Below are 23,899 nucleotides of genomic sequence, written 5' to 3' on the forward strand. Positions count from 1 at the left end.
AGGGTAAAAATGTTTAAATGGATTAAAAATTTTACAATGAGGGCACTAATATTAATTTTTATACTTGAAATTGTGCCTATACCTATAAATAAAAATAATTCATTTAAAAGAATAGAAGAGGCGAAAGCCTTTTCTACCCAACTTGATTCCATAGCACCTGGATATTCAATAAACATGGAAGGTGGAAACATAACATTTGATTTGAGCAGTAGACTTTCCGAGACAATGACAGTAGAATCGTTTGATTTCAGGAATGCAGATCCTAAAAAGAATCAAAATAATAAACCGGAAGTTAAAGATCAGTATTTGAAAGATGCAAAATGGATATCAAGTGATGTATTGGAAGATGGAAATACTTATGAAATAGAAGCAGATATATATGATTCAGATACGGGTAAGACAGTAAAACATATAAATTCATTTAAGTATCATGATAAAAATGCTATGTATAGACCTCGTCTAAGAATTACGGATTTAAACACAAGTGGTGGTAGGTATGAAAATCAAGATATAGAGATAGATTACAAATTATCATCGTATTTAATCAGTAAATGCCAAAATATACAAATAGAAATATTGAATGCAGACTATAGTCCGACTATGATTAAAAAGTCAAGCATTTCTTCAGAACAGTTAATAAGAAATAATTATTTATTTAGAATACAGTACGGTAGTGTTATGTTAGAAATGAATAAAGACTATGTAATAAGAACTAGCTTTGATGGAGATATATGGGATACGCTAATGTCAGCTGTTGTAAAGAATTCTAAAAATGTATATAACGTTTTTACACCGTCTTCATTAGGAAAAAATAATAATATTCAATTTAATTCTGGAACTATTTTTAAAGCAGCAGTAGACATTTCAGTTCATGAAACCTTTAAATTTAATATGAATAATCCTACAAGAATAAAAGCATTGATAACATCTTCAGATGATAGTTTGCCTATGGCAATAAATTATGGAGTTCCTAGTGCTAGACTACGAGCGGGTATGCATTCTTCATACATAGGGAGGACGGATCCATCTAATTTAAGAATTATGTTAGTTGATTCCGACGATACCATGGTTTTATCAGATACAACAATTCAATTTACTGTGCATGAAAATGCTACAGCTAAGTTTTGGGTAGGTATTGGTGATATAAATGTTGAAAAAGCATCCGATGGATATAAAGTTATGTCTATTAATACTGTAAATGATGATAAAATACAAATTCCACATTCCTGGGATGAATTTCCACGTGTTCATTATATAACTATGTATAACGGAGATAAGAGCAAACAGATAGGAGGAGAATATAGAGTTGACGTTATAAAAGATAGAGATGAATTTATTAATAGAACGCATGATTTGAAGAATTGTAATTTTAAAATAAAGTATGAAGATATGAAACAGGGGTTTAATACATTTTACTTTAAGGTCGAATCTAGTAACTATCATAAGGATTGGGCTTGTGCGTACATACCATTCGTTGTATATGCCGATGTAGTACAGCTTAATTGCCTGCAAGTTGATGTTGTTAATGTAAGTAATGCGAACAATGGATATAACTTTTCATTTAAGCCAGTGAACTTCTCACTCAAAGATGGAGATAAGATGTCTATAATTGATGATAATGGAACGGAACATATATCTGCTGCTAGCTATGGAGGAATGGTAAGTTTTAAAAATGTGCCATTAATGATTGGTGGAAAGTATGTAATAACTTACGATAAGTCTAGTTCTTTGATACATTTTAATTCTCTAGAGAAATCATTATTATTTAATCCTACGGTAGTTGGAACTAATGTTGATTATCAAGAGGGGATTGAGGTAGTCTTTGATAATAAATATAAAGAATTATTTAATTCAAATAATTCTAATAACAAGGTTAGAATACTTCACATGAATGGAAATGCTACAGGAAACGAGCATTCTAACATTTCGCTTGGATCAAATAAATTTAAGTTATCAAATAATTTGGTTAACGGGAATTCTTATATTTTGGAGTTCTCAAATGGTAGCGAGACTTATAAATCAACATTTGAGTATACTCCCCTTAAATTAGAGGTCGAATCGACTTCAGGTACTGAGGTTACACTTTCTTGGAAGTATCCTAACAACTATTTAATAATGGATGGAGATATTTTAAATATATACTTTAAGAAAGAGGGATTCAATTATGCAGCAGTTCCTACCGCTAAAATAGCACATGGATTTCAAGGAATAAATTTTGATGAAATTAGAACGTATACAGTTAGCGATTTGAGTCCTAACGTCAATTATACTGCCAAACTTGAGCTTGTTACAAGTGAAGGAGTTAAATATGTAAGTGAATCTGATGAATTTGTAACGAGTGATTTTCGTATTTTAAACGAAGGAATTGTTGATATATCTGACGATGGTAATGTGTATAACAAAGGTATAGATATCATATGGGATATAAATCAAGCAAACATGGAATTCTCATTTGATGATAGATTAGATATATTTCTGAAATTAAAATCACATGATGTGTTTCCAAGAACACCTGAATATACAACTTCAGAAAACCTAGGCAGAATTAGAAGGGCAAACATAAAAGTCCCAACTTACAGTGAAGATTACAGTGTAAGGATTGTTTATGTTATAGGTGGGGTTAAGCATTATAGTAAAATAATAGATTTCAGAGTTGAATTTGGACAATTTGAGTTGACCACTTCTGACGTAAAACCGTTTGAGACTACGGTAAATTGGAAATACTCGGATGACTTTACTTTCGATAACGGACAAGAGCTAAGAATATTTTTAAAAAAATCAAATGATCCATCATATCCAAGCACTCCAGCTAAACGATATGCCCATTCTGGAGGTACGGACTTGAGCAAAATATTAAATCATAAATTTACAGGTTTGCAAGAGGATACAATTTATCAAGCTAAGATTGAATATAAAATTGATGAAAAGACTGTGGCTGGATTGAAAGAAGAGGTAAAAAAAGAAGCTGAAATTGAATTTAGAACTCCTAAAATTATAATTGATAAATTTTCTATATCACGGATGAGCGAAAAGAGTATAAACCTTAGTTGGAATATGAGAGATGATTATGTCTATGGGAATGGTGATTCAGTAAGAATTTATATAAAAGAGAGAAGCAATGCTGTTTATTCTAATGGTCATGTTGCAGGTATTGAACAAAAGGATTTGAAGCCTTTGAATAATGTAGTATTTAGTTTGCCTAAATATGGAACGGACTATGACATAAAAGTTTCATATACGTTGAATGGTAAAACAGTTGATTTTTATACGAAATATAAATTGGATATAGGGAGTATTACTTCAAGAATAGATGAAGTAACAGATAATTCTATTTCTATTTCTTGGGAGTATCCGACTGGATACACGATTCAGTCATCTGACAAACTCGAGATAAGCTATAAGGAATATGACAAAACAGAATGGAAGAAACATTTTTACGAAATACATTCGAGTGGATTAGATCTACTCAAATATACCAATACTAAAATAACCGGATTGGAAAAAGATAAAAAGTATAATTTGAAAATTGTGTTTAGTCCATCTGGATTAAATTCAATGGAAAATGCGTATGAGTTCAATTCAACAGGTGGATTTCAAATTTCATCTATAAATTCTTTAAGCGTAAATTCTTCATCAGTTTTAATTCAGTGGGAGACTTATTGTCCCAAAAATTTTAATTTCACTACAAGTGATAAAGTAGAGATCTTTGTGAAGGAAAAGGACTCTGTTGTTAAAGATAGTGTTGTTGATGGAGATTTGAAATATACTGAGACTTCAAATTTGAAAGAGTTTAATCAGTATAAAGTTGAGGGTCTTAAGGTTGGAGTCGAGTACGTATTTAGAGTTAAATATACACTTTTAAATAATACTACAGACAGTAGTGGAACCGAAAATAAAAAGGAAGTTTATAGGGAGGTAATTGGTAGACCGGAGTTTGGCCAATTGGAAGCTTATGTTGTTGATAATGGTATTACGAATGTTAAATTAGAAGTTTTGTACCCTGAGAATTATGAGAAATTGCAAGGAGATATATTGGATGTCTTTATTAAAAAGAAAGAAAGCCAATCTTATGGAGTAAATCCAAATTTCTCTGCAGTACATGGTGATAAGGAAGGTCAGGTTGATCTAAATGAGGTAAGCATACTTGAAATTTACGGTTTAGGACCAAATACTAATTATGATGTTAAAGTTGTTTTTTGGCCTGATGGTGGAAAAGGTTTGAAAAAAGAATATGAAGCTTCTTTTCGCACGGAGTACATTAAAGGGATATCAGAGCTGAATATAATTGAGGTTAGAGATTATGTTGTAAGAATAGGTATTAAAATGGATTCTGAGAATTTGGTTTTGAATAGCGATGATTCTTGTAAAGTTTATATAAAGAAAAAGTTGGATCAAGAGTATCCTAGTACTCCTAATGGCGAGTCGTCAGGAGATGCATTCAATGAAGATAATTCTGTTTTTGCATATTTTGATGAACTAAACCAAGAATATGAAATTAAAGTAATTGTTAATATCAGTGGATCTACCTATGAAAAGGTAATTGATTTTGTGAGCAAGATTGATGATCTAGTAGCCGAAGTTAAAGAAATTAATCCGATGACTGTACAATTAGAGTGGAAGTATCCAGACAATTATACATTTGTAGATGGTGAGAGTATAAAAATATTTATTAAATATAAGAGTGATGAAAGTTTTTATGAAACTGCAGATTTTGAATTGGTTCAATCGCAAAATGTAAATCTTGTAGATACAAATCTAGTCGAGTTGTATCAACTTATACCTGATACGGAATATGAAGTTAAGGTTGTACTGAGTTTGCTTGAAATAAATTTACCTGAAATCGTAAAGGAATTTAGAACTGCTACTTTTGAAATTAAAGATCTTGCTATTAAGAGCAATACAGATGAGGGAGTGGCTATAAGTTGGAAAATTAATACTGAAGAAGTTGATTTTGTAGATGAATTTGATAATTTATCAATATACGTGAAAAATCCAGGAGATGAGAAGTACGATTTTTCATCACCATCAATTGCGTACACTAAAGGATTAAATGATATAAGGTCTGCACTTATTAAAATAAATAAGGAAATGACTGTTGCGGATATAATGGTTTCGTATTTAATAGAAGATTATGAGACTCACTCCGAGATACAATATGGATCTGTAAAAGTGCGTGTTGATGAAGATGAGGAGGGGGTATTTGCTGAATGGGAGTATCCGGATTATATAAAATTTACAAATGGAGATAAGATTTCCGTATACCTGAAAGGAAAGGATGATTCATCATATGACAAAGATCCTATATTTGAATGCATACACGGAGAAGACGGAGAAGATCTAAATGAAGTTAAGAGTATAGGGTTTGATGACTTGAAGAGTGGGGAGTATTTATTGAAGTTTATTTTAATAACCCAAGATGTTTCGTATTCCCCTGTGGAGGTTAGTTTTAAGGTGAAACAGAGCATTAAAAATGATTCTGAGCCTGTAAAGCTTGAAAAGAAATCTGCTTCAAGCGGTAGAGGATTGGTCTTGACGACTGATTACGATGTAAGTATAGATTATAATAAGAAAATAATTACGAATCCATCCGGAATAAAAGTTGAGGAATTTAAAAATTTAAATGATGACGATTCGTTTATTAAACTTAGTAATTTGGTTCCAGGCAAATCCTATGAATCAATTTTAATAGAAGCATCATTAGTTGATGGAAGAAATGTAAAATTGGTTGTCGAAGATGTAAAAATAGAAGCTGAGAGTTTGATTCAGCAATTCTTAACTAATATCTATGATTTTGCATTTGAGAGATTTCCAGATGAAGAAGGATATACTTATTGGTTAGATAATTTGTTAGATAAAGATCAAATAACAGGAAAATATATAGTTTATAACTTGATGTTTGCTGAACGAGAATTTACAGATAGGAATTTACCAGATCGTGAAATGATCAAAGTCTTATATCAGATTGTTGTGAATAGAGAATACGATCAGGAAGGTCTTGAGTATTGGGTTAAGGAATATAACGAAAATTATCTACCACAAGTAAATAATGATAGTTTTGAGGCTCAGAAATTGATAGTTATGAGGATGCTCTACGAACAAGAATTCAGAAATTTATGTGATAAGATGGGCATTTTATGGTAGGAGAAATTTATGTTAGTCACTGGCTCTTATAGGCAGTGGCTAATTTTATTTTTTGATATTACCTAAAACGCAACTTCAATTCAGAAAGTATAAAGTGTATGATATTATAGATAATATAAAATATGGAAGCACATATGACAGAGATATGGAGGAAGTCTATGAATATTATAACTGTTAATGTAAATGGAGTAGAATACAGACTAAAAGGTGAGGAATCTACTGAATATTTAAATGACATTGCACGTGAAGTCGATGATAAAATACGTGAAATGATTAATTCTAATAGGAATTTTACGATGCAGTCTTCTGCAGTTTTGCTATCTATGAATTATTGCGATAGAATTCGTAAACTTAATGATCAGTATACTACATTAATTCAGGATATAAATAATTGTAATTCTAAAATACAAAATCTTATAGATGAGAATAGCGATTTAAAAAATAAGATTTTACATATTGAAAATCAAAATACAGAGTTGAATTTGAAAAATGGTAAATTAGAGGAAGAAATTGAGGCATACGATACATTGCTAAAAGAGGAAAAGGATTCTATATTCAATGATAATAATGAAATGATAGAATTGGAAAAGGAGATTGAAATCTTAAAAGATACAATAAAAAGGCTTAACGAAGAAAATTCAAAACTAAAAAACGAAATTGAAAATTTTATTAAATTTCCTCAAAACCCTTAAAAATTTTGTATGGGATGATATCATAGTACTATCTCTTGTTTACAAAAAAATTCAGATAAGGAGATGCGTTTTATGAAACTAGGTAACAGCAAGACGAAAGAAAACTTGATGAAAGCTTTTGCAGGTGAATGTCAAGCAAGAAGTAGATATGAATTTGGTGCTAAGATTGCAAAGAAGGAAGGATATCCCACCATTGAAAATACTTTTAAACTTATCGCTAGCCAAGAAGTTGCTCATTCCAAAATATTTTATAGATATTTATCTGAATTTTCGGGAAATCAAATATCTATAAGCGGTGCTTCTTATCCTGTAGATATATACAATTCCACCCTTGAGTACTTAAAGGTGTCTCATAAAAATGAGATGGAGGAGCATGACACTATTTATAAGAGTTTTGCAGATACAGCAAAAGAGGAAGGGTTTATCGAAATATATGATTCGTTTAGTATGATTGCCGAAATTGAAAAAACACATGCTGATAAATTTATGAAAATCCATGAGCAATTGAAGACAGGAAGTTTTCTTAAAAGACCACAGAAGGTTAAATGGTTTTGTACTAACTGTGGATATATCCATGAAGGAGAAGAAGCCCCAGAGGTTTGTCCCGTATGTAATCATCCTAAGGGATATTACTTACCATTTAGTGAATTTTTTTAAGAGCGTAATTCAGGGGAGTATGAGGATCGACATTCGTACTCCCTAAGGTTTTAAATTGCTAAATGTTATGAGTATGTGAGTATTTCTGATTTTAGAATTTATAATTTCTCTTATTTGCAATCTTATTTTATCCAATTCGTCTATAGAGAAATTTCCATCTAGGCTAACAGTTAAATATACTTCTGTAAATTTGCCTAATTTTGAAATGAAGATATCGTGAATTTTTAAATATGAAAGATGGTATTTAATAGATGTGGCAAGACTCTTTTCAGATTTATGATGAAGTCGTTTGTAGGATAAGATGTTTATCTGATTTATTAAAAGTTGTATTGGTTGGATAGCAAAAAATCCAGATAATAGAAGTACTAATATTGCATCCGATATGGGTAAGAGAGGAGTAAGAAATGGAATGGTTTTAAATAATACAAATGCTATGGCAGTTCCAGCACTTATTAAACAATCTAAAGTGGCTCCTACAGCTTCAGCTCGTAAAACATCTGAACAGTTTCCGATTTTCCTATTATAGATTTTGTATATTACAAATAGCATGAAACACGAAATAGTCATTATTATTCCATTGACCATTATAAAGTTTAGGTTTATTTCTGGAATCAAAGTTTGATCCTTCAAGAAAGATGCAATAGTATCTACTCCGGAGAATATGGACGCTACTAGTAATACTATTATGAGAATTGATCTAAACAATACATATAAAGTTTCTTTACTATATTGTCCCAATGGATATTGCTTTATTTTTGATTTTGATAAATCTTTCGAAATCTTTATTGCTATTATCGTAGATACAAATTGAATAAATGAGAATAGCCCGTCTATTAATACTGTTTTCGAATTTGAAAATACAAACATTACTATTCCTGCTATAGACATTACCAAATTGAAAATATTTCCTATTCTTAATGCCCTTTGCTCTATTAATAAGTCCACTTTATCACCTTAATTTTTACCTATAGTATAGGAAAATTATACCATATGGAATATATGCTCACAACAATACAAACTTAAAAAGTGTACTTAAGATTTAATTTTTGTGATAGAATATTTTGAGTATTAGGGATTTCAAAATGGAGGTAATTCATTGTTTGTTATTAAGGATAGAAATTTTTACAAAAAAGTTTTGACTATAGCTGTTCCTATTACAATTCAAAGTCTTATAACTTTTGCTATAAATGTGATGGATACAATAATGGTTGGTAGCTTAGGAGAGATTCCATTGTCTGCTTCATCGTTGTCTGGACAAATATTTTTCGTAACTACTGTTTTATGTTTTGGAGTTGGTGGAGGAGGGGCAGTTCTAACTTCACAATTTTGGGGAAAGAATGATGCTGAATCTATATCTAAAACTTTGTCTATTGTAATAAAATTAAATTTCATTATAGGATTGGTGTTTATGAGTTTATCCATATTTACACCAAAACAATTACTCATGTTTTACACGAATGATATCTCTGTAATAGAGTTGGGTACTCATTATCTCAGAACTGTTGCTATCATGTATCCATTATTTTGTATAACGACGTCTATATCTGTAATTTTTAGAACGATTTCACAGATAAAGATATCAGTTTTCGCAAATAGTGTTGCGTTTATATTAAATGTATTTTTTAATTGGATATTTATTTTTGGGAAATTGGGTGCTCCTGCTCTCGGATTAACTGGAGCTGCAATTGGAACAATCATTTCTAGATTTGTTGAGTGTTTGATAGTAGTTTCTTATTTGTTTTTGTTCGATAAAAAAATAAAATTTCGAATAAAAGATTTACTCTCTTTTGATAAAGACATATTCGGTAAATACGTAAAGAGTGGAATTAATGTTTTTATAAGTGATTCAATTTTAGTATTTGGTCTTACTGGATTAACGATGATCTTGGGAAGATTGGGACCAGAAATGATAGCAGCTAATAGTATTTGCAGTATCATAATTCAGCTAGCTACTATTTCAATTGCTGGAATTGCTAATTCAGGTCTTATTATAATAGGAAATACTATAGGAAGTGGAAAGTTAAATTTGGCTAAATTACAATCAAAAACATTTTTGTTAATTGCAGCAATTACGGGAATTGTATCAGCCATAATAATAGTTTTGGTAAAACCTATTGCTATAGATTTTTATAATGTTAGCCAATATACGAAGGATATTGCTTATCAACTTATGGATGGTGCAGCATTTATAATTATTTTTCAAGTTCCATCGACTATTCTTACAAAAGGTATTTTACGAGGTGGTGGAGATACTAAATTTCTATTATTTGCTGATGTAATCTTTTTGTGGATTTTGTCTATTCCACTTGGAATACTTGCAGCATTTGTATTGAAGCTTTCACCAGCGCTTATATATATATGTTTGAAATTTGATGAGATAGTTAAATATGTATTATGTGGATTTAGAATGTTCAGTGATAAATGGGTAAAAGATATAACAGTTTCTTAACATAGATTAAAAAAGAGGGTATACTTATGAAGATTATATGTGGGATATTTAAAAATTTTATTAAGATTGGTCTTATAATAAGTATTATATTTCTGATAAATAGTTTTTTAATTTATTCCAATGCCATCAGGGAAATATCCTTAAAAGAAAAAATTTCGGAGATAAAATCCAAAGATAGTTATGTTGAAGTAAATAATATTTCTGATCATATGAAGAAATATATTGTAAACGTTGAAGATAAGAGGTTTTATTCTCATAACGGAATCGATGTAATGTCGATTATTGCATCCATGATTAGTAATATAAATGTTGGATATTATAAATACGGAGGGAGTACTATAACTCAACAACTTGCGAAGAATATGTATTTCTCAAGTGATAAGAAGCTTACTCGAAAGATTGCCGAAATGTTTTTATCATTTAAACTAGAGAGAGAATATTCAAAGGATGATATACTTGAGTTGTATTTGAATATAATTTATTTTGGAAATGGTTATTATGGAATATCGAAAGCGAGTCAAGGATATTTTGGAGTTTCACCAAATGATTTAACTGAATATCAATCATCACTTCTTGCTGGAATTCCTCAAGCACCTAGCTTATATAATTTAAATGATAAAAATAACGAGTTTATGAAGCAAAGGTATAAAGACGTTTTAAGGATATTGCTTAGAAACGATGTTATTACTCAGATCCAAGTTGATGAATTTAATAAAATGTATTTAGCACCATAAATTTTTGTGGTGCTGCTTTTTTATAAAGAAGGAAAAGGAATTTGGATATAGAAGAAATAACACAAGTGATAAGGATAATTTTTACGACTTACATAAGGAGAAATGAAAAGATGAGTTTTAATAATTTGTATAAAATAAAATCTGGTGTTATTGTTGATGTTGATAATTATACAAATGAGCACTTAAGTGATCCAATCTTTGTTGAATATTTAATAAAGTTTTCCGAGAAAGGTGGTGCAAGTGCATTTCTATCTAAAAATTTCCAAAATCTCAACATTTTAAAGAAATGTACTTCTCTTCCTATATTTGCTGAAGTTGAAGAGAATTTCAACGATATTTTTATACGAAAAACATATGATGATTTTAAATCTATAATTGAATTGAAACCAAATTTTATTGTTGTTGAGCTATCAAACTTCGAAGAAGATTATGATGAATTAAGGAGTCTTTTATACAAAATAAAGTTTAGTTTTAGTGGTCAGATAGTTGGGAAAATTTTAAATAAGTCTCATGCTATACAAGCTTATAAATTAGGATTTGATGCTCTTATAATTGAAATATTTGGTGAATGTATAGATGATGAATTCATACATGAAATTTGTTCTGATGTAAATATTCCAACTATTGCGAGTCTAAATTCTGTTAGCCCTGATAAGGGAAAGAAGTTAATGGAATTGGGAATACATTCTTTCATATTAGGAGAAGATGTAACTAACCCAAGTAAAATAATAAAACAGTTAACAATGTAAATCAAAAAAAACTATACTTTAAAAACTTAAAGTATAGTTTTTAGTTTTTTATATAACACACAGTTAAAATCTTTAAAACCTTTTTTCTATAAATGTATTGCGTAATTCTATCTAATAGGTATATCATTTCATCGAATGATATATCCAAATTCATATGTATATTTGAATTTATTATTGGTTTAGATTTCCTAAAATCTAATTTATTATTTGAAAAATATGCATCTGATAAATTAATTTTAGAAATTATTTTGTTAAGGTCAATCATTTGTTCTGAATATATAAAATTTATAAATTTTGGGTAAAGATCAAATAGTGAAGGATTGTAAAAGACAAAATCATTTATCTTTATACCACAAAACTTTTTATATCCAAGAGTGTATTCGTCAGCTGGAATATTTTTGAAGTATACTTTTACTTCAGAATTTTTATTTAACTTTGCAGCAGAAAATATCATATTTTCAATTTCATTATTTTTGTGCAAGGATGTTTGGATACTTTTACAATTTTTAGTATTCTTTATAATTCGAAATTCTGATCGATCATTTTCCATGATAGAAATCTCCAAATTTAAAATTGCTCTATACATGTTTATTTTTGTTTATGAAAAGTATGTAATTAATAACTAATTTTTAGGATTAGACAATTCTATTATTTTGGAAATTATGAGGTCACAGAATATAAAATATAGACCATTACAATTTGTATTAAAATTTCTAAACATTTTTTGATTTTCTATATGTATAAAAATTGAACAGTTATCATGGATGTTTTTCGTAACATTGTCTGAAATTATTATAATAGTCTTATTTGGGAAGTTTTCAAATACATATTCGATATCTCCTCCATCGACTTGATAATCCAAGTACAGTATCAAGTTAAGTTCCTTATATCTAGAAATTTGTTTTGAGGAAGATGTACATTTACAATTGATATTTAAATTATCCAAATTTTGTAATAGATATTTTGCAACTAATCTTGATGATTGTGAAAATAGTACGAGTATATTTTGATATTTAAAAATTAATTTTGATATTTCTGAAATTTTATCTTCATCAAGTTTATTTATAGAATTTGTATAACTGTCCAAAGTATTTCTGAATAAGAAGTTTGATGATTTAGAATAGTTTCTTGATATTTCTTTAATTACAGAACTTAAATTTTCAAAATTATCAACGTTTAATTTTTTACAAAATTTATTAATTGAATATTCTGAAATCTTTAATTTTGAACTCAATTCCTTTATGTTTAGATCACATACAGAAGTTACATTTGAAGATATAAAATTGAATATAATCATCTCTTTATCAGATAAAGAATGTATAAAATCATTGAACATTTCCTTAAATAAGCTCAAGGGTATATCACTTCCTTAACATAACTGTTGTATAAAATGAATTTTAAAAAACTAAAAAGATATAATAAAATATTTAAAACTTACGATAAGTAAACCGAGCAGTTTGTTTTTGTACAAGTAGTTTATTCTTTGTATTATAGGAGATTTTTATTATGGATAAATTAGGTAAATCTAATAATAACATAGCTAAAAGCATAATTAGTGGTACTTTATTACTTACAGGAATTGCAGTTGGGTTACTTAGTGCAAGCATTGTGGTTCGGGCTGATGAATCATCTGATGCAAGGGATCAAAACAACGTTCGTAATGTATCAACAACTTCTTCAAATACTAGCAAAAACTCTTCACAAGATATTAATGAAATGATGATTCCACTAAGTGATATAGAGACAGAAGATGATTTAGTAAATTTGGTTACTGAAAATGGAACACAAGTTATACTTGATGAGTCAACTGGAAAAATGTATTTAGCATATCTAAACGAAGATAATTATATCGAAGTTGTTGAAATTAGTGAAGAGGAATTATCAAGTTTGGTTCAACAAGTTAATTTAATCTCTCATGAAGGTGAAGAAGTTGATGAACAAGATAGCATTGGGATTCCTCAAGAATATTGGAGAACAACTAATAAAGATCAAAATAAGAGTAATATCAAAAAGTTAGATAGCGAAGATGGAAGAAAGGCAGTAGAAGATGCTAGGGAGTACGTACGAAGTCAGAAGAAATAATATTGTTGTAAAAATTTTAGAAATACTTTAAAATGTTTTGTGAGGTTTGTGATTAACCACTTTTGATAGGTGGTTAATTTTGTTTTTGAAGAAAAGATTTCATAAGTATTGTTAATTCTCAGGGGACTTTATGAAAATTAAAATTAGGATTGAGAAAAATATCTATATTTGTATATAATTGACTCATTAATGGGAGTACTATTAAGAGCAATCTACAGGAGTGTGTTTGGTTAAATGAATTTAAAGGTTTTGGAAACTCTTGAATTTGATAAGGTTAAGCAAGGTATGTTCAAATATTCTATTACGCATAATTGTAAATCTATGATTCAAAAACTTGCTCCATTTACAACTGTTGATGATGTAAATCGAAATTTAAATGATACCGAAGAGGCAGTATATTTTGTGAAGGAATTTCAATTTCCAGATTTTACTGGATTGAGTGACGTATCATCGTTAATCCAAAAAATAAATAAGAGTGGGATGGTTACTACAAAAGAAATATATAAAATTGGTACAACTCTTAAATGTATTAGGGTTCTGAAAGATTATCTGAAAAGGGGAACACTGAATTATTTAAACTTCTATTTTGAAAATATACATACATTTAAAACGCTAGAAGACTCAATACTTAAAGTCGTAGAAGAAGATGGCGAGAGCGTAAGTGATTTTGCTAGTCAGGATTTGTTTAATATCAGAAAAGAGCTTAAGAGTAAAAGAGCGGAAATAAAAAGGAATCTTTCTGGAATTTTAAAAACTTATTCAAGTTATTTACAAGATAATGTTTTTACAGTTCGAGGGGATAGATATTGTATTCCTGTTAAAGCGGAATTTAAATCGCAAGTTAAGGGAATCGTACATAATCAAAGTTCATCGGGATCAACATACTTTATTGAACCTTTAGTTTTAGTCAATTTAAATAATGAGATAAATGAATTAATCGAAAATGAAAAAGATGAGATTCGAAGAATATTAAGGGTGCTTTGCTTGAAGATTAAAGATAATTTCGAATACATAGATGTAAGTTTGAAAAATGTTTATGAATTGGAATTTATATTTTGTAAGGCTGGTTATGCTACTGAAACTGAAAGTGTACGTCCAATTATAAGTGAAAGTAGCGATATTTGTTTAATATCTGCAAGGCATCCTTTAATTGAAAAATCTAAGGTCGTTCCTTTGACTCTAAATTTTTCAAATGATAGAGATGCTATAATTATAACTGGTCCCAATACTGGAGGTAAAACCGTAACTCTCAAAACGCTAGGTCTTGTACATGTGATGGCACTTAGTGGTATGTTTATTCCTGCATATGAAGGTAGTAAAGTTATGTTTTTGAATGAGATATTCGTAGATATTGGGGATGAGCAGAGTATCGAAAAGAGTTTGTCTACGTTTTCATCTCATATCAAAAACATGGTTAATATAATTGAAAATCTAAAACAGAAAAATCTGATTTTATTAGATGAGGTTGGTTCTGGAACTGATCCAGAGGAAGGTTCTGCTCTTGCGATTTCCATGATTGAGTATTTTATAAATATGAAATGTAAGGTTATGGGTACGACTCATTATAGTCAGCTTAAAACTTATGCAATAAATTCTAAAAACATAGAAAACGCTTCTATGGAATTTGATATTGATACTTTGAAGCCTACTTATAAACTGAATGTCGGAATCCCGGGTAAGTCTAATGCTTTTATAATTTCCAAGTCTTTGGGAATGAGAGCTGAGATTATAGATAATGCTAGTAATTATTTATCTGGAGACACTATAAAAATGGATGCAATTATTAAATCACTTGAGGAAAAAGCATCTGAGGCTTTGAAAAATAATAGAGAGATTGAAATTTTAAGAGAGGAAAATAAAATCTTAAATGAAAAGTTGAAGAAGCGTCTTGATAATATCGAAAAAGAGAAAATTAAGATTATCGATTCTGCTCGTTTAGAATCAGAAAAAATAGTTTCTGATGCGAAAAAACAAATAGACTATATTCTGAAAACTGTAAATGAGCTCGAGATAAATGGGATTAGCTCAAAAGGGATAAAGGATTTGGAGGCAGCAAGAAGAGAAATTAAGAGAAAAGCTGATGAAGACAATAGGATAAGAGAAGAAAAACGTAAGCTGAATTTAAATAAGAGCAATTCAAGACTTAGGGAAGGGAGTATCGCCTTTTTAGGTAGTATTGGGCAAAATGTTACCTTGTTGAATGATCCAGATTCAAAGGGGGAGGTTAGTATCCAGGCTGGAAATATAAAATTGAACATAAATGTAAATGAATTAAATTTGATAAGTGATGGAAAGGTAAATAAAATTTCTCGTGATAAAAAGGATATTAAACTAAGGATTAACTCAATGCCAATGTCTTTGGATTTGAGAGGATTAGACACTTTAGATGCAGTTGATAAGGTTGATAAATATCTTGATGATGCTTTTGTATATGGGATGGGAGAGGTTTCGATTATTCACGGCAAAGGAACAGGTGCATTGAGAAAGGCTGTATCGGATTTGTTAAGGACGCATGTACATGTAAAGTCGTATAGACTTGGAGAATATGGAGAAGGCGGTCATGGTGTAACGATTGTTAAAATTAAGTAAGTTTACGTAAATATTTGTTGAGTCGTTAAATTGTAATTTGGAAATTTTAAAATTACAAAAATAGGCACGGATCTAGCGATGATTCCATGCCTATTAAATGTTTAATCAATATTTATATACGCTCTTAAACTTATTAAAGCAATAGAAAGCTATAAGAACACTCAAAAACTCAGATACAGGTGTTGCTATCCAAACTCCAATTACTCCAAATAGGTTTGGGAATACGAGTAAAGATACCAATAGTAAACCTAGAGTTCTGAGAAACGAAAGTACTGCAGATATAATTCCATTATTTAATGCTGTAAACATTGCTGAGGCGAATATGTTTATTCCCATAAATAAAAATGCAAACGAAAAAACTGAAAAACCTCTATAAGCCAGATCGAACACGTCTGCATTGTCTTTAGCGAATATTCCAATTATAGGTTTTGAGAGAATAAAAGATGAGGCAAATATCAAAACTGATACCAATGCTATGGTACGCAGACTAATTTTATATATTTTCTTAAGGTTCTCTATATCTTCTTTCCCAAAATTAAAACTTATTATTGGAGAGACTCCTGTAGAATATCCAATGTATATCGATGCCAATATGGATTGAGTATAGGAGATTATTGTGGTTGCGGACACTCCATCTACACCGGCAATACGAATCACAATATTGTTCATAGCTATTGTTGCTATACTGAGCGACAACATTGTAACCATTTCTGAAACCCCGTTAGAAACAGTTTTTGTAATAACTTGAAGTTTGAACTTTGGTTTTGTAATATATAGAATTCCTTTACGATTTGAAAAGAAAAATATCAATCCGATCAGGGTTGGGAAAGAATATCCGATCCCTGTTGCAATTGCAGCTCCAGATAAACCAAGATTTAGTTTAGCGATCAAAATATAATCTAAAATTAAATTTATTATACCGCCTGAAAGGGAAGAAATCATACCAACTTTTGGTTTACCCTCAACGATGAAGAACATGTTGAATAATATTCCAAGCACACAAAATGGAATGATTATAAGTATCGGTATCGCATACGCTTCACAGAATTTATATATTACATCGTTTGCTCCTAGCATGTACAAAATAGGTTTTCTAAATATTAAGGATACAATAGATACGATGGAGGCTAAAATGATTGTGGTTAATATCAACAAGCTAAAATTCTCTTTTGCTTGTCTATGTTTTCCTTCTCCGATAGTTTTTGAAATTAATGCACTTCCCCCAGTTCCGAACATCGTTCCTACAGCAATGGATATCATTAAAAGTGGCATAACAATATTTACTGCTGATAGAGCGTTGGTTCCTACAAAGTTCGATACGAATATTCCATCAATTGTGGAGTATATACTCATGAAAACGTTTGATATAATAGTTGGCAATGTGAACTTAAGAAGTTTAGTGTAGCTAATTTTTATCTCCAACGATTTGTCCAAAATATACACCTCAAAATTTATTGTTATAGTGCACTATGATAACAGTATGATTTTGAAATGTCAAATTTTAAATGCGAAAAGTGTTGAAATTATAGAAAATAAATTATATAATGCTCGTAATAGGTTCTTTAATGTGATACAGAGATATCATAAGGATGTTGTTGATTGTCGATAGCTTGTATAGTTTTGGATTTATTGACTCCGTATCCTTGTGATATGGAGTTTTTGTTATTTAAAGGAGGAGATCATAGTTGAACGAATCTCAAATTCTTGATGAAAAGGCAATTTCACGAGGAATAACTCGTATAAGCCACGAGATAATAGAACGGAACAAAGGTGTTGAAGACATTGTTTTGATGGGAATAAGGACAAGAGGTATATATATTGCGAGAAGAATACGAAATGAAATTATAAAAATTGAAGGTAAGTCAATTGACATAGGGGAACTTGATATAAGTCTTTATCGGGATGACTTAGAAAGAGCAAACGATGAACCTGTTATAAGAAATCCAAAATTTGATTTTAACATAAAGGATAAAGTAGTAATTTTAGTAGATGATGTGTTGTATACGGGAAGGACATCTAGAGGAGCACTGGATGCTATAATGGATATTGATAGACCTAGAGCAATTCAATTGGCAGTATTAATTGATAGAGGGCACAGGGAGTTGCCGATACGAGCGGATTATGTTGGCAAAAATGTTCCTACCTCTAGGAATGAAATCGTATCTGTGAAATTATCCGAGGTAGATTCAGAAAATTCTGTTACCATAGTAAAAAAATGATTAATCTTAAACCTTTTAAGTCAGCACGGTGATGCTGAAAAAGGAGAAATTCGTTTCTCCTAAATTTCATAATTTTTAGGAGGAGTATATCTTTATGAAAAATATATTTTTGTCATTACAGCATCTGTTTGCCATGTTTGGAGCCACAGTTCTTGTTCCGATTCTTACGAACTTTGATCCATCTGTGGCTTTGTTTTGTGCAGGAGTCGGAACATTGATTTTCTACCTATGTACAAAAGGTAAAGTGCCGGTATTTTTAGGATCAAGCTTTGCATTTATACCAGTGGTTATCACTGCTACTAATAGTTCTAATGGAGATATTGGATTTGCTCAAGGTGGGATAATAGTTGCTGGAATTGTGTATGTGGTAATTTCATTTTTGGTAAAATACATTGGGGTGGACAGGATAATAAAATATTTTCCGCCTCACATAACTGGGTCTATGATTATAGTAATAGGTCTTAACTTAATGCCAACAGCATTTGATATGGCAAAGAATAATATCACAATAGCAAGTATAACACTTGCTACATTAATTTTGATTAATGTAATATTTAAAGGATTTACAAAGCAACTTGCGATTTTGATAGCTATAATTGTAGGATATGTATTGAGCTTAATCGTTGGACAAGTTAATCTAGATTCGATTGCGAATGCAAGCTTATTTCAAATGCCAAAATTCTCAATGCCTAAATTTAATTTGGAGTCTATACTTATAATTGTGCCGGTTGTTGTGGCAGTACTCATGGAGCATATAGGAGATATGACTACAAGCAGTGCTGTAGTTGGGAAAAATTTTATGTTAGATCCTGGATTAAATAGAACTTTATTGGGAGATGGATTAGCAACTATAGTATCTGGTCTTATAGGAGGACCTGCTAACACAACATATGGAGAAAATACTGCCGTTCTTGCAATTACCAAAAATTATAATCCTCATCTTCTGAGAATGACTGCTATGTATGCTATTCTGATTTCTTACATAGGAATATTTGGTGAATTTCTTCGAAGTATACCTCAATCCGTAATGGGAGGAATAAGCATTGCCATGTTTTCGATGATAATTTTTATAGGATTCAAAACTATAAAGAATAAAAATTGTACAATCAATGTGAAGAATATTGTAATGGCTGTGATTGTAATCTTGATTGGGGTGGGAAGTTCATATTTATCGAATAAAGGAATAAACATTGGAATTCCTATAACGCAAAATGTTTATATAACAGGACTTAGTTTATCTGCGGTTTTAGGAATTATTCTCAATAGGATATTGAATAAAGAAGATTTTAAAAAATGACAAAGTAGCAAGGAGTTATATCCTTGCTACTTATTTTTAGTTTTCAAATTTTTATAAACAGACAAGCCTTTTTTTAAAATACATATAGACTTTTTAATAACTTCTTCAGATACGCAATATGAAATCCTCACCTGCGATTTACCCAGAGTACTATCAAAATAAAATCCGTTAGCTGGGGCCATCATGATTGTTTCACCATTCAAGCTAAAATCCTTAAGTAACCATTTACAAAAATCCTCCGAGTCATCAACGGGTAAAGAAATAATTATATAGAAAGCACCTTCTGGCTTATGAAACTCTACGCCATCAATTGTATTTAGTAAATCGCAAACAACATCTCGTCTTTTTCTATACTCGTCTCTTAAGGAATTTATATATGATATTGGTAGTTTCAATAAATTTATTGCTGCATGTTGTTCTATAGATGAAATACTCAATCTTGCCTGACACAATTTTAAAATCTCTGACATCAATTCTTTATTTTTGGATGCGATCATACCTATCCTGGAACCACAAACGCTATACCTTTTAGATAAACTATCGATAAGAATTAGGTTATTTCTAATTTTTTCTATAGAAAATATTGATTTGTATTCTATATTATCATAAACGAGTTCTCTGTATACCTCATCTGAAATTACATAAATCTCATTTTCGTAAACGACCTCAGCAATCATTTCCAATTCTCTAAAAGAGTAAACTGCACCAGTAGGGTTCGAAGGATTCGAATATAGGATAGCTTTAGTTCTGCTAGTCACAGATTTCAAAATGGATTCTTTATTTTGAATGTGAAACCTGTTTTCAATTGAAGTTTCAAACGGCACCAATTTGACACCACATGAATTAGCAATTGTATTGTAGTTGCTATAATAAGGTTCTGGAACTATTATCTCATCGCCTTCATCACACACGGCTAAAAACACAAAGAACAGTGCCTCACTTCCACCGTTTGTTATTAGGATTTCGTCATAATCATAGTCAATATGGTGAGTTTTTAGAAAATATGAAAAAGCATATCTGAGCTCACTCACACCTTCAGAATTTTCATATGCTAGTATTTCTTTATCATAATTCTTGAGAGCATCGAAATACTTTTGGGGAGTTTTTATATCAGGTTGTCCAATATTTAAGTGATAGACTTTTATACCTTTTGTTTTTGCTTCATTTGCAAAAGGAGTTAATTTTCTTATTGAAGAGGTTTGAGTATTTTTAATTCTATCCGAAACTAACAAATTATCACATCCATTTTGAATTAATTATGTAGAAATTATAAAGCAAATAATCACAAATATCCATAATAAAAAAAGTAAAACCAGAATTATTAAAAATATTTAAAAAAAATTAAATTGATGGTAAAGTATTATTATACAATTTACGAAAAGTTAAAAAATCATTGTTTAAATTCTTTTAACGTTAAGAGGTGAAATAGTTGAAAAAGATTTTTAAAGCCCTATCTTTGGTATTGTGTTTTACCTTTTTCATGGTACCAACTTCTTATTCTGCACATGAGCATGGAGGATACTCTCATGATAGTAGCGTTGGATTAGATAGGAGCAATTGGATGTCTGGTTTAAAGGATACACTTACTATAAATGAGATATCTATACCAGGTACAGGTAATTCAATGTCTTATGGAGATTATACAGATTTTACTCTCACGCAAAGTATGAATTTAGAAACTCAGCTGGCTTCAGGTATTAGATTCATAGATTTGAATTTAAAACATACGGGAGATACTAATTTAGAAGTTTACGCAGGTTTGGTATATCTGGGCGTTAGTTTTATTGATGTAATGAAAAAGATTGATCAGTTCTTAGTGAAAAATCCAGAAGAAGTCGTACTTGTTAAAGTTTCTGAGCACAGTAGTGATTCAGGAAATTTTGGATACGCTGTTAAAACAAGTATTGAAGATGCTGGCTTAAGTGATAGAGTTTTTGACGGGACTAAAAGTAGTAATCCAACTTTGGGAGAGGCGAGAGGGAAGATAATTATTTTTTCTGATTATGATGGAACTAAGTGGAAAACTATACCTTATAGACAGAATTCTAAAATTCAGGATAGCAATTATTTAACTACAAATTGGGATTTGTATTCCAAGTGGGAAAAGGTTAAACAACATTTACAGAGCACCAATAAAAGCCATAGTAAAGGAACTAGGTATGTGAACTATTTGACAGGATCTGGTGGATCGTTTCCTTATTTTGTAGCAAGTGGTCATGTGAGTTCAGATACTGGAGCTAGTAGACTTGCAACTATTTTTACGGAGCCGGGGTTTTCAAATAAGTATCCTGATTTTCCGAGAGTAAATAGATTTGGAGTTTTCGCTACTATAGCATTCGAGGGTATAAATATATTGACTACAAATTATATTCTACAAAAAGAATTGGATTTTGTTGGAATTGTTGTTGCAGATTTTCCAGGTGCAGCTCTGATTCGAGGGATAATAGATCTTAACTTTAAACAAAAATCTGAAAGTTCTAACGGCAATAATACGAATTCTGGTTCGACTAATTCCGGATGGGGATTCACTTATGGAAGCTCATCTAATGGAATTGGTTCTTCATCAAGCTCATCAAATAAAAATGAAAATGGTCAAGTGACAGGAAGTGGATTTGGGTTTTCGTGGTCTAATTAATGAGTCTATGTTGTTTTACAAATTAGTTTCAAATAGAAGTGTGAGAAACCGCATGTATGGATTATACATTTTGTATTGTTCGTTATCTTGATTGAGTACATTGCTAGAAATAAAGAAATTATTTTAAGAATTCAATTATTTTATTGAGTTCTTTTTTTTTTTTTCTAGTCATAAGATTTTTAATAAATGTAATTTGAGGAGACCATTATGGGAAATTTTGTTGGGGCAATAAAGAATGTTATGATTGATAAATTAGATATGCCTAGAGAAATTATTAAGAATTCTTATAGGATCGTTATAGAAGGAGATGAATTTGTAACAATTGAAAATCATAGAGGGATTTTAAAGTTTGATGATAATCAGGTAGTCATTAAAATAGATGAAGGTATTCTCGTTATGGATGGTAGAAAATTCACTATAGTATATATATCTGGAAATACATTGAAGATAAAGGGAATATTTAGGGGGGTTAACTATGGACAATTATGATATTTCACCATTTATAAATGGGAAAATGAAATTGAGAATTGTGTGTAGAACTCCTGAACAATTATTGAATATTTTTTGGAAAAGAAATATAAAAGTGATTGATGTGAATCGGGAAAATTTATATAGTTTGCTTCTGGTTATCAATTCTGAATATTTTGAGGAGATAAAGAGAGTTTGTAATGAAACCGGTAGTAAATTGTCCGTAGTTAGCGTTGGTAAAATCCTAAAACTGTTTTCAAATATAAAGGTTTATTTAACTTTATTTATAGGTTTAGCATTATCATTCGGAATTATAGTTGGATTATCATTTTTCATTTGGAGGATAGAGATAAAAGGAGACAAGCATATATCTCCATATGAAATTAGGAAAATTATAACTGACATGGGAATAGCTAAGGGAACGTTGAAGTCCCAAATAGATGTAAATGAGCTTGAAGAACAAATCATAGAGAAAAACAAAAATGTATTGTGGTCTAAAGCAAGAATATATGGTTCAACTTTGAAAATTGAAGTTGTTGAAAGTTTTAAACCTCCAGTAATCGAAATTGATAGTTCTTTTGGTACTATCGTGGCATCGAAAGATGGTGAGGTAGTAAGGGTATATACTCAGTCTGGAACTGCAATTGTTGAAAAGGGAAAGATCGTAAAAAGAGGAGATGTTCTTATCGAGGGATACCAAGGAAAAGAGGGAAATATATACGAAGTTCCCCCTATCGGAAGCGTTATTGCAAAAACTTTTTTGGAATTTGAAGAAGTAGTTGAATTACAGGGGACAAAAAATGTAAATACTAAGAATAGAGTTGATGAATATTACCTAGAGATTTTTGGACGAAAATTATATTTAAAGAAATACAAGGACGAATTCCAAAATTTTGAAAGAATTAATTATGATGGTAAATTTATTAAAAAGAATATATACTATGAGGTGGATAAGTCACCGTATGTTCTCGACCCTGAAAGTGTTAAGAAGAACTTAGTAGATTATTATACGAAATATGTAAATCAGAATTTGAAGTATACAGATTCCATTGTAGGTGTTGTAGTAAAGGATGAAATTGTAGACAATAAATTGATTTTAAAACTTTCGTTTGCTATAGAAGAAGATATTGGAATTAAAATTAAGAAAGAAGATCAAATTAATTAAGGGTAAAGTTCTGATTGCTATA

The 23,899-nt window shown here is 30.3% G+C and carries 18 protein-coding genes; 13 read left to right on the top strand and 5 right to left on the bottom strand.

Translation table 11 applies throughout. The features are described from left to right. The first annotated feature begins 9 nt into the window (after window positions 1-9). From AALI31_RS02910 to rbr, 3 genes are all read left to right on the top strand, one after another. Window positions 10-6,141, top strand: coding sequence for a DUF4214 domain-containing protein (locus tag AALI31_RS02910; RefSeq protein ID WP_489885031.1), 6,132 nt, complete (start codon window positions 10-12; stop codon window positions 6,139-6,141). A gap of 158 nt (window positions 6,142-6,299) precedes the next feature. Then, window positions 6,300-6,833 (top strand): cell division protein ZapA, encoded by a 534-nt coding sequence (locus AALI31_RS02915; RefSeq protein ID WP_489885032.1) that lies wholly within the window; start codon window positions 6,300-6,302, stop codon window positions 6,831-6,833. A 72-nt stretch (window positions 6,834-6,905) separates the two neighbouring features. Further along, complete coding sequence (gene rbr / locus AALI31_RS02920; RefSeq protein ID WP_489885033.1) at window positions 6,906-7,490, top strand: rubrerythrin; 585 nt, start codon at window positions 6,906-6,908, stop codon at window positions 7,488-7,490. Between the two features lie 42 nt (window positions 7,491-7,532). Here the strand turns inward: rbr and AALI31_RS02925 are convergent, their stop codons facing one another. Then, a complete protein-coding gene (locus AALI31_RS02925) occupies window positions 7,533-8,435 on the bottom strand; it encodes a cation efflux transmembrane domain-containing protein (RefSeq protein ID WP_489885034.1) in 903 nt (300 codons plus the stop codon). Window positions 8,436-8,586: 151 nt separating this feature from the next. Between AALI31_RS02925 and AALI31_RS02930 the strand changes: the two genes are divergently transcribed. From AALI31_RS02930 to AALI31_RS02940, 3 genes are read left to right on the top strand one after another with little or no spacing between them, the layout of a single operon-like run. Further along, window positions 8,587-9,939 carry an MATE family efflux transporter gene (locus AALI31_RS02930; protein ID WP_489885035.1) on the top strand — a complete coding sequence of 451 codons (1,353 nt, stop codon included), beginning with the start codon at window positions 8,587-8,589 and terminating at the stop codon, window positions 9,937-9,939. Between the two features lie 26 nt (window positions 9,940-9,965). Next, on the top strand, window positions 9,966-10,673 hold the full coding sequence (locus tag AALI31_RS02935) for a transglycosylase domain-containing protein (RefSeq protein WP_489885036.1): 708 nt from the start codon (window positions 9,966-9,968) through the stop codon (window positions 10,671-10,673). 41 nt (window positions 10,674-10,714) lie between these two features. Next, on the top strand, window positions 10,715-11,422 hold the full coding sequence (locus AALI31_RS02940) for a beta/alpha barrel domain-containing protein (protein WP_489885037.1): 708 nt from the start codon (window positions 10,715-10,717) through the stop codon (window positions 11,420-11,422). Window positions 11,423-11,462: 40 nt separating this feature from the next. Here AALI31_RS02940 and AALI31_RS02945 read toward each other — a convergent pair whose 3' ends face one another. Together AALI31_RS02945 and AALI31_RS02950 are read right to left on the bottom strand one after the other, a co-directional pair. Further along, window positions 11,463-11,972, bottom strand: coding sequence for a hypothetical protein (locus AALI31_RS02945; RefSeq protein WP_489885038.1), 510 nt, complete (start codon window positions 11,970-11,972; stop codon window positions 11,463-11,465). Between the two features lie 72 nt (window positions 11,973-12,044). Continuing rightward, window positions 12,045-12,776 carry a MurR/RpiR family transcriptional regulator gene (locus tag AALI31_RS02950; RefSeq protein WP_489885039.1) on the bottom strand — a complete coding sequence of 244 codons (732 nt, stop codon included), beginning with the start codon at window positions 12,774-12,776 and terminating at the stop codon, window positions 12,045-12,047. A gap of 152 nt (window positions 12,777-12,928) precedes the next feature. On the opposite strand from AALI31_RS02950, the gene AALI31_RS02955 reads away from it, so the two are divergent. Beyond that, complete coding sequence (locus AALI31_RS02955) at window positions 12,929-13,504, top strand: hypothetical protein (RefSeq protein WP_489885040.1); 576 nt, start codon at window positions 12,929-12,931, stop codon at window positions 13,502-13,504. Between the two features lie 234 nt (window positions 13,505-13,738). Continuing rightward, on the top strand, window positions 13,739-16,093 hold the full coding sequence (locus AALI31_RS02960; protein WP_489885041.1) for an endonuclease MutS2: 2,355 nt from the start codon (window positions 13,739-13,741) through the stop codon (window positions 16,091-16,093). Between the two features lie 105 nt (window positions 16,094-16,198). Here AALI31_RS02960 and AALI31_RS02965 read toward each other — a convergent pair whose 3' ends face one another. After that, the gene (locus tag AALI31_RS02965) at window positions 16,199-17,527 is read right to left on the bottom strand and encodes an MATE family efflux transporter (RefSeq protein WP_489885042.1); all 1,329 of its coding nucleotides are present in this window, start codon (window positions 17,525-17,527) and stop codon (window positions 16,199-16,201) included. Between the two features lie 251 nt (window positions 17,528-17,778). On the opposite strand from AALI31_RS02965, the gene pyrR reads away from it, so the two are divergent. Next, window positions 17,779-18,312, top strand: a complete 534-nt coding sequence (pyrR, locus tag AALI31_RS02970) for a bifunctional pyr operon transcriptional regulator/uracil phosphoribosyltransferase PyrR (protein ID WP_489885043.1) — start codon at window positions 17,779-17,781, stop codon at window positions 18,310-18,312. Between the two features lie 94 nt (window positions 18,313-18,406). After that, window positions 18,407-19,609, top strand: a complete 1,203-nt coding sequence (locus tag AALI31_RS02975; RefSeq protein ID WP_489885044.1) for a uracil-xanthine permease family protein — start codon at window positions 18,407-18,409, stop codon at window positions 19,607-19,609. A 26-nt stretch (window positions 19,610-19,635) separates the two neighbouring features. Here the strand turns inward: AALI31_RS02975 and AALI31_RS02980 are convergent, their stop codons facing one another. Continuing rightward, window positions 19,636-20,841 (bottom strand): pyridoxal phosphate-dependent aminotransferase, encoded by a 1,206-nt coding sequence (locus AALI31_RS02980; protein WP_489885045.1) that lies wholly within the window; start codon window positions 20,839-20,841, stop codon window positions 19,636-19,638. A 197-nt stretch (window positions 20,842-21,038) separates the two neighbouring features. Between AALI31_RS02980 and AALI31_RS02985 the strand changes: the two genes are divergently transcribed. The 3 genes from AALI31_RS02985 (at window position 21,039) to AALI31_RS02995 (ending at window position 23,877) form a co-directional block, all read left to right on the top strand. Then, window positions 21,039-22,244, top strand: coding sequence for a phosphatidylinositol-specific phospholipase C domain-containing protein (locus AALI31_RS02985; protein WP_489885046.1), 1,206 nt, complete (start codon window positions 21,039-21,041; stop codon window positions 22,242-22,244). A 207-nt stretch (window positions 22,245-22,451) separates the two neighbouring features. Next, complete coding sequence (yqfC, locus tag AALI31_RS02990) at window positions 22,452-22,733, top strand: sporulation protein YqfC (RefSeq protein WP_489885047.1); 282 nt, start codon at window positions 22,452-22,454, stop codon at window positions 22,731-22,733. Beyond that, the gene (locus AALI31_RS02995) at window positions 22,720-23,877 is read left to right on the top strand and encodes a sporulation protein YqfD (RefSeq protein WP_489885048.1); all 1,158 of its coding nucleotides are present in this window, start codon (window positions 22,720-22,722) and stop codon (window positions 23,875-23,877) included. Before yqfC ends, AALI31_RS02995 begins: the two co-directional genes overlap by 14 nt. Window positions 23,878-23,899 lie beyond the last annotated feature (22 nt).

This window comes from Anisomitus miae (SeqCode), assembly GCF_054906395.1.

What these genes read in the sequence shown, in the direction of transcription:
- AALI31_RS02910 (WP_489885031.1), top strand. Translation starts at nt 10, where the DNA reads ATGTTTAAATGGATTAAAAATTTTACAATGAGGGCACTAATATTAATT.
- AALI31_RS02915 (WP_489885032.1), top strand. Translation starts at nt 6,300, where the DNA reads ATGAATATTATAACTGTTAATGTAAATGGAGTAGAATACAGACTAAAA.
- rbr (WP_489885033.1), top strand. Translation starts at nt 6,906, where the DNA reads ATGAAACTAGGTAACAGCAAGACGAAAGAAAACTTGATGAAAGCTTTT.
- AALI31_RS02935 (WP_489885036.1), top strand. Translation starts at nt 9,966, where the DNA reads ATGAAGATTATATGTGGGATATTTAAAAATTTTATTAAGATTGGTCTT.
- AALI31_RS02945 (WP_489885038.1), bottom strand. Translation starts at nt 11,972, where the DNA reads ATGGAAAATGATCGATCAGAATTTCGAATTATAAAGAATACTAAAAAT.
- AALI31_RS02955 (WP_489885040.1), top strand. Translation starts at nt 12,929, where the DNA reads ATGGATAAATTAGGTAAATCTAATAATAACATAGCTAAAAGCATAATT.
- AALI31_RS02960 (WP_489885041.1), top strand. Translation starts at nt 13,739, where the DNA reads ATGAATTTAAAGGTTTTGGAAACTCTTGAATTTGATAAGGTTAAGCAA.
- AALI31_RS02975 (WP_489885044.1), top strand. Translation starts at nt 18,407, where the DNA reads ATGAAAAATATATTTTTGTCATTACAGCATCTGTTTGCCATGTTTGGA.
- yqfC (WP_489885047.1), top strand. Translation starts at nt 22,452, where the DNA reads ATGGGAAATTTTGTTGGGGCAATAAAGAATGTTATGATTGATAAATTA.
- AALI31_RS02995 (WP_489885048.1), top strand. Translation starts at nt 22,720, where the DNA reads ATGGACAATTATGATATTTCACCATTTATAAATGGGAAAATGAAATTG.